The 10,377-nt window shown below is 42.6% G+C and carries 11 protein-coding genes; 5 read left to right on the forward strand and 6 right to left on the reverse strand.

Annotated features, from left to right (window positions below; all coding sequences use genetic code 11):
• Positions 1-198 precede the first annotated feature (198 nt).
• A complete protein-coding gene (locus Q0081_RS29980) occupies positions 199-1,578 on the forward strand; it encodes a cytochrome ubiquinol oxidase subunit I (RefSeq protein WP_298362293.1) in 1,380 nt (459 codons plus the stop codon).
• Positions 1,578-2,594, forward strand: coding sequence for a cytochrome d ubiquinol oxidase subunit II (gene cydB, locus Q0081_RS29985; protein WP_298362297.1), 1,017 nt, complete (start codon positions 1,578-1,580; stop codon positions 2,592-2,594). The genes Q0081_RS29980 and cydB overlap by 1 nt, the downstream gene beginning before the upstream one ends.
• Positions 2,595-2,622: 28 nt before the next feature.
• Here cydB and Q0081_RS29990 read toward each other — a convergent pair whose 3' ends face one another.
• From Q0081_RS29990 to Q0081_RS30000, 3 genes are read right to left on the reverse strand one after another with little or no spacing between them, the layout of a single operon-like run.
• Positions 2,623-3,384, reverse strand: coding sequence for a LytTR family DNA-binding domain-containing protein (locus Q0081_RS29990; protein WP_298362300.1), 762 nt, complete (start codon positions 3,382-3,384; stop codon positions 2,623-2,625).
• 34 nt (positions 3,385-3,418) lie between these two features.
• Complete coding sequence (locus tag Q0081_RS29995; RefSeq protein ID WP_298362303.1) at positions 3,419-4,867, reverse strand: triple tyrosine motif-containing protein; 1,449 nt, start codon at positions 4,865-4,867, stop codon at positions 3,419-3,421.
• Positions 4,868-4,873: 6 nt separating this feature from the next.
• A complete protein-coding gene (locus Q0081_RS30000; protein ID WP_298362306.1) occupies positions 4,874-6,469 on the reverse strand; it encodes a two-component regulator propeller domain-containing protein in 1,596 nt (531 codons plus the stop codon).
• Between the two features lie 164 nt (positions 6,470-6,633).
• Here Q0081_RS30000 and Q0081_RS30005 point away from each other — a divergent pair, with 164 nt between their 5' ends.
• Complete coding sequence (locus Q0081_RS30005; RefSeq protein WP_298362308.1) at positions 6,634-7,044, forward strand: LytTR family DNA-binding domain-containing protein; 411 nt, start codon at positions 6,634-6,636, stop codon at positions 7,042-7,044.
• A gap of 4 nt (positions 7,045-7,048) precedes the next feature.
• Entirely contained in the window at positions 7,049-7,471 is a 423-nt protein-coding gene (locus Q0081_RS30010; RefSeq protein WP_298362311.1) for a hypothetical protein, read from the forward strand.
• 13 nt (positions 7,472-7,484) lie between these two features.
• On the opposite strand, the gene Q0081_RS31740 is transcribed toward Q0081_RS30010, so the two are convergent.
• The 3 genes from Q0081_RS31740 to moeB are packed head-to-tail and all read right to left on the reverse strand — an operon-like array spanning position 7,485 to position 9,105.
• Positions 7,485-7,727 carry an MnmC family methyltransferase gene (locus tag Q0081_RS31740; protein WP_310586546.1) on the reverse strand — a complete coding sequence of 81 codons (243 nt, stop codon included), beginning with the start codon at positions 7,725-7,727 and terminating at the stop codon, positions 7,485-7,487.
• Positions 7,723-8,004: a hypothetical protein gene (locus tag Q0081_RS31745; protein ID WP_310586544.1), complete on the reverse strand. Its 282-nt coding sequence runs from the start codon at positions 8,002-8,004 to the stop codon at positions 7,723-7,725. Before Q0081_RS31745 ends, Q0081_RS31740 begins: the two co-directional genes overlap by 5 nt.
• A 15-nt stretch (positions 8,005-8,019) precedes the next feature.
• Complete coding sequence (gene moeB, locus Q0081_RS30020) at positions 8,020-9,105, reverse strand: molybdopterin-synthase adenylyltransferase MoeB (RefSeq protein WP_298362317.1); 1,086 nt, start codon at positions 9,103-9,105, stop codon at positions 8,020-8,022.
• A gap of 133 nt (positions 9,106-9,238) precedes the next feature.
• On the opposite strand from moeB, the gene Q0081_RS30025 reads away from it, so the two are divergent.
• A complete protein-coding gene (locus tag Q0081_RS30025; protein ID WP_298362314.1) occupies positions 9,239-10,126 on the forward strand; it encodes a hypothetical protein in 888 nt (295 codons plus the stop codon).
• Positions 10,127-10,377: the final 251 nt, after the last annotated feature.

Genomic DNA, 10,377 nt, shown 5'->3' on the forward strand with positions numbered 1-10,377 from the left:
CACTAAAACAGTTTCGCCTATATCAGTTGTGATTTCAATTTTTACTTTTGCCATAATTGTGATTTTGAAAACAAAAATAACAGGACAAAAGGGTTAACACACAAAATATTACAGCGGGTTTAATTTTGAGCCGTTAACGGTTAACGATTAACAGATAACGGTTAACTTGTACTTTTAAGCACCATTTACAGCACGTTTATGAATACAGAAATTCTCTCTCGCATACAGTTTGCTTTCACCATTGCTTTTCATTACATCTACCCTCCTCTCAGCATTGGTTTAGGCATTGTTCTGGTCATTATGGAAGGTCTGTTTCTCCGCACCGGGAAGCCCATTTATGAGCAAATGACCCGTTTTTCGATTAAGATTTTTTCCTTGATTTTTGGCATTGGAGTCGCTACCGGCATTGTGATGGAATTTGAATTTGGCACCAATTGGGCCGTTTATTCACGTTACGTAGGCGATATTTTCGGCAGTGCCTTAGCCGCAGAAGGGATTTTTGCCTTCGCGCTCGAATCCGAATTTTTAGGTATTTTACTTTTTGGCTGGAATCGGGTAAGTCCGAGAGTGCACTTCTTTTCTACCATTATGGTGGCCTTGGGCTCGATGTTTTTAGCCATTTGGATTGTGGTGGCTAATTCCTGGCAACAAACTCCCGCAGGATTCAAAATTGAAAGAGAAGGCATGAAAGCCCGAGCGGTCATTACTGATTTCTGGGAAATGGTCTTCAATCCCTCCAGCATGAACCGACTTTCTCACGTAATTATTGGGTCATTTTTGGCGGGTTCTTTTCTGGTTTTGAGCGTGAATGCGTACTATATTTTACGGAAACGTCACCTCGAAATCGCCCGGGCAGGATTCAAAATTGCCTTAACGGTGGCAACTGTGGCGTCTCTTTTACAGCTGTTTACGGGGCACCGTTCGGCTGATGGTGTTGCTCATAATCAACCTGCCAAATTAGCGGCGTTTGAAGGACATTATGATTCATCGGCTGTGGCCGATATGTATTTATTCGGTTGGGCAGATGCCAAAAATCAAACAGTAACGGGTTTAAAAATTCCCGCCGGTCTGACATTCTTGCTTCACCAAGATTTCACAACCCCCGTTAAAGGTTTGAATGCTTTTCCGAAAGAAAATCGCCCTTCTGACAGGGCCATTGGTTTTGTTTTTCAAACCTACCATATCATGGTAGCCATCCGTATGACGCTGATTGGGCTTACCCTGTTGGCTTCTTTTCTATGGTGGCGAGGAAAATTATTTCAGCAAAAATGGCTTTTACAGATTTTTATCTGGTCGGTATTACTGCCGCAAATCGGAAATCAGGTGGGTTGGTACTCGGCCGAAGTAGGACGACAACCGTGGGTGGTTTATGGATTATTACGCACTTCTGATGCTCTCTCGCAATCGCTCCGAGCGGAACAGGTATGGTTTTCTTTAATTATGTTCACCTTCGTCTATGCGTTGCTGTTTGTTTTGTTTTTGTATTTACTCAACAAAAAAATCAAACATGGTCCCGTTGATTTTCACGCAGAAGAAATTCCTGATAATTCCAGACGCGATAACCCCATTTTAAACTGATGGAAACGATATTCGGTATTGACTTGCCTACGTGGTGGTTTTTAGTGCTTGGAGCCGTCTTAAGTGGCTACGCTATTCTGGACGGTTTTGATTTAGGCGCAGGGGCTTTGCATCTGTTTTTGAAAAAAGAAGAAAGCCGCCGTATTGCTCTCAACGCCATTGGTCCTGTATGGGATGGCAACGAAGTATGGCTTGTGATTGGCGGCGGCGTCCTGTTTGCGGGCTTCCCGGTCGTTTATGCGACCATCTTTTCGGCTTTGTATGAGTTGTTTATGGTCTTTTTGGTTATGCTGATTTTTCGTGCCATTTCCATCGAATTTCGCTCCAAGGAGCCGATGCTTTGGTGGCGCAGGCTCTGGGACGTCAGCTATTGCGTTTCGAGTATTTTATTGGCTCTGTCGTTGGGATTGGTGTTAGGCAATGTTATCCAAGGTTTGGCCATTGACCAAAATTATGCCTATCAAGGTACCTTACTTGACCTTTTCAACCCGTACTCATTGCTTATTTCAGTGACGGCGCTGGCGTTGTTTATGATGCACGGTGCTATTTATTTGGTGATGAAAACTGAAAACCGCCTCTACGCCAAGCTTACTATTTTAGTTAAAAACACCACCATTTTCTTTGTATTGATGTTTGCACTTACCTCCGTAGCTACGCTGCTTTATATCCCTCACATGGTGGCCCGCTACAAAGAAGTGCCTTATATGTTTGCGTTTCCAGTATTGGCCATTTTAGCCGTAGCCAACATTACTCGACAGATTTCTCGCCGAAAGTACTTCTTTGCCTTCCTTTCCTCCGCTTTTGTGACGGCCATGCTGATGATTTTGGTGGCAGTGGGTCTGTATCCGAATATTATTTTATCTACCATTGACCCTACTTTGCACATCACGGTTTACAACGGTTCTTCTACCGATAAATCACTCAAAATCATGCTTACTTTTGCCGCAATCGGGGTACCGTTGGTGGGTATCTATTCTATACCTCTTTTGTTTTCTGGACTTTTCGAGGAAAAGTAAAACTGGATGAAACAAGTTATTGAGTCAATTACCTAATCGTCAACTTAGCTAATTCGGCCAGAAAGTCGTCTTTTCGGCGACGGGCCACTTCGATTTGAGCATCATCGTTCATAACAACGGTACCCCCTTCGCCTTTGATGTATTTTTTGACGTGTCTAAGATTTATCAAATATTGGTTGTGTACCCGCACAAAATGATAAGGTGAAAGCAATTCTTCGTATTCTTTCAGGTTTTTAGAAACCATAATTTTCTTACGCCCCACAAAATAGAACATTGTATAATTGGCATCCGATTCACAGCGCAGAATGTCTTTGATAGGCACATAAAAAACTCCTTCCTGCGTCGGGAGGGCAATCTGCATATTTTCTGACTGTCCTCCCCGAAGATTTTGAAGAAGTACCTCTACATTGGGAGCCGACGGTTTCTTGTTTTGAATTCGCTCGGTCGCCCGTTGAATCGCCGTTTCCAATTCGTCCATATCGACGGGTTTTAACAAATAGTCCACCGCACCGATTTTGAAAGCTTTGACGGCATAGTGGTCAAAACCTGTCGTAAAAATGACTTCGAAATTGATTTTTTCTAAACTATCCAACATATCAAAGCCACTCTTCCCGGGCATTTGAATGTCCAGAAATACCAAATCGGGTGCCAATACCTGAATGGCCTGTATCCCTTCTTCTGCCGAATGGCAAAACTGCAATACAAAAATTTGGTTGGCATAGGGTTCGAGCATTTTTTTGAGTGCCTGACACCCCATGAGTTCGTCGTCAACAATAAGAGCTTTAAGCATAACATAGCGGCGTAAATACGCCCTTTTTGAGTAGTTAGTTTTTCGTTTGGGCTAAATCAGGCAATACAATTTTAACGCGAGTTCCAACTGCCTGTTTTTGAGTATTATACAAATCATCAATGATAATTTTGGCTCCGACCGTGTTGTATTGACGGTTGAAAGTCTCAATGCTTTCCAGCACATTTTGAGTGCCTTTTGACTTCTGACTTGGCGAGAGTCTATGGCTTAGTTCCCGCGATTTAATACGTCCTACCCCATCATCTTCCACCGTACAAGAAACCAAATGCGGGCTTTCTCGCTGAAAAGCCATGGTTATTTTGCCTTTTTCGGACTTATTCATGAGGCCATGCCATATCGCATTTTCAACATGCGGCTGAATCATCATGGTTGGGAATACCGTTTCGTGAGAATCAATATCAGGGTCAATAATAATGTCAAAATCAAACCGATTCGTACCAAAACGCATTTGCTCCAGTTCCACATACAGCGTCATAAAAGTAGCAATGCGTTCCACAGGAGCGAGTGGTGTATCGGTGTTGTCCAAAATCTGTCGAATCAGCTTAGAAAACTTCGTAAGGTATTTGGAGGCTTGGTGATTCTGATCGTGCAGGATAAAATTGTTGATGGAATTAAGGCAATTAAATATAAAATGCTGATTCATCTGTGCCCGTAAAGCTTTCATTTCCAAGGCGGCAATTTGACGATTTAGGTTAGCTTTTTCGTTCTCCCGTTCCTGAATAGTACGAATACGACTCGTAAAGAATCCAATAAGCCCTACAATACCCAACCCAATGGCCAAATACCGAAACCAATCGTTGGCCCAAAAGGGAGCAGCAACAATCAGGCGAAGCGTCGTGGGTTTCTCGTTCCACACGCCATCCGAATTACTGGCTTTTACTTTGAAGGTATATTCCCCGGGAGGAATTTGCGAATAACTCACAAAGTGACGATTGCCGCTGTAAATCCAATTTTTATCCACTCCCTCCAACTGATACGCGTACTGATTTTTTTGAGGAGCAGTAAAATCAAGAGCGGCAAAGTCAAATGAAACGAAATTTTGCTTATGGCTGATTTCCAATGCAGGTTGGTCGGCAAAATTGACCGATTGATTCATGATTTTAACGTCGGTAATCGCTACTTTAGACTGACTTCCCTTTCGTTGGAGTCCTGTGGGGCGAAAAATATTGAACCCATTTACGCCCCCAAAAGCCATTTCACCGGAACGTAATTTAAAGTAAGAACCTCCATTGAATTCATTGTTTTGGAGGCCATCATACACATCAAAGTTAGTAAACGTTTCGCGTTTAGGATCCAAGCGCGAGAGTCCCATGTTGGTGCTTATCCAAAGATAGCCCTGTGCATCTGTAAGTGAGCCATACACGATACTATTCGGCAATCCATCGGCTGTCGTATAGAGTTTAAATTGTTTGGTTTTGAGATTGTATTTCCCGATTCCAAACTGATAACTGCTCAGCCACAACAAAGAATCTCAGGTGATATTTACGTCACTGATGTCCTCAAAGGCAATTTTAGCGTTTGGAATCGAGAGAGGAACGGAGTTAAAATTGTTTTTTTGATAGGAATAGGCCTGTAAACCATCCCGTTTTCCTATCCAAATCGTCCCGTTTTTATCTTCCTTGAATGAACTTACTAAATTGCCCTGTTCATTCTTTTTTAACCAATTGGTAAGTTGGTGCGTATTAAAATCATACGTAAACATTCCCTGCTCGGTACCCATCCATATTCGTTGATGGCTATCCCGATAAATTTTTCGAACGGGAATTCGTTGCAGCGAATCAAACAATATTCTATGCTCAGGGGCAGGTGATGTATATTTTTGAAGTCGACTGTCAAATTGAAGCAAACCCTGAAAAGTAGCGCACCAAAACAGGCCGGGTTGGACTTCGCTCATCGAAAATACTCGATTTTGCTGCTTTTCTTTGACTTCTACAGCGCTGAATTGATTTGTGTTTCGATTCCAAACATTAATGCCTTTTCCATCCGTGCCAATAAGCAGTTTGTTACCGGATTCGGCAAAAGACAAAATAAAATTATAGTTCAGGCCATTGTCTTGGTTGATGGTTCGGAATTTCTCTAAGCGTAAATTGATTTTATTGATGCCGCTGTTGTTACTACCTACCCATAACAGACCTGATGCATCCTCAAAAATATCATTCAACGGCGAGCCTTTTAGACTGTTTAATCGCTGATATTCAACGTCGGAAGGCAAAAATTCCAATTTTTCAGTTACGGGGTCAAAACAAAGTAAGCCTACATGAATACTTATCCATATTTTACCATTTCGGGTTTCGTAAATATCTCGAATAGGGAAATTGCCCAACGCGGGAAATTGTTTCCTGAAATCATATTTCCGAATCACCTGAAATGTTTTACCGTCTATCATCCATAGTCCAAAATTTTCCACTCCAAGCCATAAGCGGTTTCCCTGTCGGATAATAGTCCATATCCCATCAGCTATCGATAAGTTGTTCAGTATAGGATAATAACGATTGCGTTTGATATCTAAAACCCAACACTTTTCATAGGTTGTAAAAAGAATTTTATCATCCCCTAAGTCTACCACATTCAGTACATTCTGATTGGGGACTTTATAAAAATAGCGTTCGTGTTTGACATCAAAATAGCAGAGTCCTTTATTGGTAGCCAACCACAAGCTGTTGCTGTCTCGCGGAATAATGCGCCGAACTCGAACCGCAGGGAAGAAGTTTTTGATGGAGTCGGTCAATAAATTGAGCTGGGAAAGCCCTCCGGAGGTGGAGACCCACAAATAAGGTCCTTTGCCGTAATATAAATTTCTTATACTGTTGCCCGAAAGTCCGTTTTCGGTTTTCCCTATGACCGAGCGATACACTTTAAATTGGTAGCCATCATACCTAAGTAAACCATCATCGGTACCAATCCACAACAAGCCCCGATTGTCCTGCGTAATGCTCCAGACCGTATTTTGGGTAAGGCCATTGCGGTTATCAAAATTTTCTACCCACACATTTTGAAACACCTGCGCTCGCAGCATCCCAAAACATCCGCAGAAAACAAATAACCATGCGCAGAATCTATTCAACATCGTCATATCAGAAAGCTAACAGACCAAAGTAACGAATTACCAAAAATACATCCAAGCCCGCCACCTTTTTATTAAAGCCGCCAGTTATTCATCGGTAGTTTTTCGGGATTTTGGTTCGCTGTAGTTTTGAATCATAAACCAAAACCGAAAATAACTCTCTGTCTATGAATACGCTCGCTACTGCACCCGCCGCCAATTTCGTAAAAGTGTATCGTACTAAGATTTCCGTTCCAAAAATCACGTTACCGTTTATGAATCGTTTCGTAACAGTACCCATTACTGAGATACTTTACATTCAAAGCGATGTAAATTACTGCTATGTGTATCTGAAAGACGGGCGTAAATTTTTGATTGCCAAAACACTCAAAGAGTACAATCAACAACTTGACAGTGAATTATTTGCTCGGATTCATAAATCCTATTTAGTAAATTTGGAAGCCATTGAGCATTGCAATTTTGCAGAATACGAAATTCAAATGACCAATGGACTCTGTCTTCCCATTGCCCGCCGTAAGCGTAAGTTATTTTCCAAAAAATTCAGTCTATTTACAAAAATCCAACGTTTAGCCAGCTAAAGATATGAAAGATGCATTGATGATAGGAGCAATTGTCGCGGGATTTTCCCTATTTTTCCCTCTTCTTTGGTCGGGAATTATCTACCTGATTTCTTATGTAAGCGGCTGGCAGTTCTTAGCTGCCCACTACAAAACCGAACCCTTGACGGATGGATTTCATAGGGGGGTATATGGCCGCATTGGCGTCGCCAACTATAACGGCGTTTTACGCGTAGCATTTACCGAAAAAGGAATGTATCTGCACGTCATGCCGCTTTTCAAGATAGGACATCCACCGCTTCTGCTACCATGGAGCCAATTGAAAGAATGGAAGGAAAGTCATTCCTTTTTTCAACATGCAGTCAAATGTAAAATTGAGGGAATCAGCATTTCCTTACCCCACAAATATCTTGGTACAATTCAAAGCTACGTGAGTGCTTACAGCTAAGCTGTATCTTCTATCAATTCCGAATTGCCCGCAATACCTCCCGTTTATAACCCGGGCCAGGGTGTTTTTGAACGGTAAATCCAGCGGCTTTCAGATTACGTTTTACGTACCCCTTTGAACAATACGTGGTTAAATTACCCCCAGTTTTGAGCCATGGAGTCAATTTCTCAAAGATTTCCTGTGTCCAGAGCTCGGGTTGAGCAGCCAGGGCAAAAGCATCGTAATAGATGGCGTCAAAACGGATTGAGGTACTAATGAATCGGCACCTGCATTTTTTCGGCCTCGCGCCATGTCAGGACTGCGTTAAGTCCCGTCCCAAAACCCATTTCAAAAATAGTCACCACAGGTTTTGTTTCAGAGTTTCCATTGCTGTCTTCTGACAAATAACAATTCAGTGCTTCCCTTAAACCAAGATTGATAAAAACGTGTTGCGATTCTCTCAACGCGCCATGAATAGAATGATAATACGCATTGAGGGTTTCGTTAAATAAGGTATGTGAGCCGTCGGCAGTAAGAAAAAATCGGGTATTCATTTTAAAAAACGGTAACTAAACTATTTTTCGAAATGCGGCAATCCCTCCCGTCAGGTTTCTCAGATTGTTAAAATTGTATTCTTCACGCAATTGCTTTATCGCTTTTTGGCTGCGCATCCCGCCCTGGCAATGAATTACGACCGATTTATCGCGGCTGATGTTTACCACAAAATCTTCTAAATGAGACAGGGGCATCAATTCTCCACCCAAATTATCAATGGCATATTCGTGGGCTTCGCGAACGTCAATGAGTTGAAAATCAACTCCTGATTTCAACAATTCTTCCAACTCTTCGGAGGAAATTTCGTCCTTGGATTCAGGTATTTTTACACCGCAAAATACGTCATAATCAATCAATTCTACAATTTTGGGTCGCTCGGGCATCCGTGGAATTCTGATAATACGGGTAGTCAGCGTCAGGGCATCCATGACAAATAATTTACCCGTTAAAGGCTCTCCGATACCCGCCAATAATTTGATGGCTTCATTGGCCTGTAAACTGCCGATAATGCCTGGCAATACACCCAACACACCGGCTTCGGCGCAGTTGGGGGCCAGTTCGGGCGACGGAGGCTTAGGAAACAAATCGCGATAATTGGGACCGTTTTGGTAATTGAAAATGGCTACCTGTCCTTCAAAACGGTAAATCGCGCCGTAGACCAAAGGTTTGTTCAGCAACACACAGGCATCATTGACCAAATATCGCGTTGGAAAATTGTCTGAACCATCAATCAATAAGTCATAATTCACCAAAATCTCCAAGGCATTTTGCGAAGTAAGTTGCTCAAAATGAGCCTCTATTTTAACATGAGGGTTTAGCGATTGGAGACGTTTAGCGGTTTCTTCCACTTTGGGTTTCCCAACTGATTCCGTACCGTACAATACTTGGCGCTGAAGGTTGCTTTCGTCCACGCGGTCGCCGTCTATAATCCCGATAGTACCTACACCTGCCGCTGCCAAATACAGCAAAATCGGGCTTCCTAATCCACCGCAGCCAATCACCGCTACTTTAGCGGCTTTGAGGCGTAATTGCCCCTCCGTACCAAATTCAGGAATCAGCAGGTGGCGGCTGTATCGGCGTATTTCTTCGGGCGACAACATCATTTGTTAAATTTTGTGAATGGGACATTAAACCTTGAAGCAGGTTCTCTGCTCTAAGCTTATGTAATTCCCACAGAGAATTGCTGCGAGAAACAGTCACAAAACAAATGTTAAACCCTAAAACAAAAGTTCCATGAAAATTAAAATGAATTGGAGAAGTGCAGTATCAGCCAGTATACTGGCATTGACGATGGTGGCTTGTAATCAAAATTCCGGCAACCTATCTCCGCAGGAAGAACTTACGGCAGATGATGACAATCAAATGATTGTTGAAGAAACTGAGGCTGTTTTTTCTTATAATGAAGACCTGTTTGGCGGATTTTCCACCTTACGTGAGTCGGGTGAAATGGGAACGGACAGCGCAGGAATCGGAAACCCGGGCAAACGTCCCCTCAAAAATGACAAGTGCGCCACCATTACCCGCAGCGAATCAAACGGCATCATCACTATCGTCGTTGATTATGGTGCGGCAAAGGAATGTGATGGCAAGAAAGTAGGTGGCAAAATGACCATCCAAATACCTCTCAAACCCGACAATAACGCCACCGGCTTGTTTACTCAAACCATCACGTACGAAAATTTTCAGCGTGGACCTCGTACGATTAACGGCAAACATACCGTCAATGTGGTGCTTGAAAACGGCCGCCTTGTCACTAAAGAGAATTTTACCAAAACCACTATCACGACCGAAAACGGGATAACGATTCAATTTAACAGTACAAAAACCCGTAAAACAGACAACAAAGGCACTTTGCTAAATGTAAATGACGATGAAATCATTGTGACGGGAAATACAACAGCGACGGGCAGCGATGGAAAAACTTTTGCATCTGCCATCACTAAAGCCATTACGATTAAAGTAGCTTGCAAAGGCATCAGCGGTATTTTTCCCGTGGCGGGAACTGTCGAAATAGAACGAACTGGCAAATCAAAAGTGGTCATTGACTACGGTGACGGAACCTGCGACCGCACTTACACCCTCACCTCGGATGGAAAAACAGTAACTAAGACTCGTAAGTAACTCATTTGCCATTTTGAAAAATCTACGCTCCAACGGCCTTTGCTTTTGGAGCGTTTTTAGATTCTATCCCTGTGCAACGTGAATCGCCAAAAATACAATTCACGTCTCACTTAAAGTCAGCGTTTCGTCGGAGCAAGTTTATTCTTTCCGGAAAAAGAGTTACTTTTGCGGCCTCAATATCAAAAATCAAATCGAAAAAAATCATAAGCTTACTATGGAATTGTTGAAAGAGATTGCCAATTTCTCGGGAA

The organism is Runella sp. (genome assembly GCF_027484545.1).
Taxonomy (GTDB): Bacteria; Bacteroidota; Bacteroidia; order Cytophagales; family Spirosomataceae; genus Runella.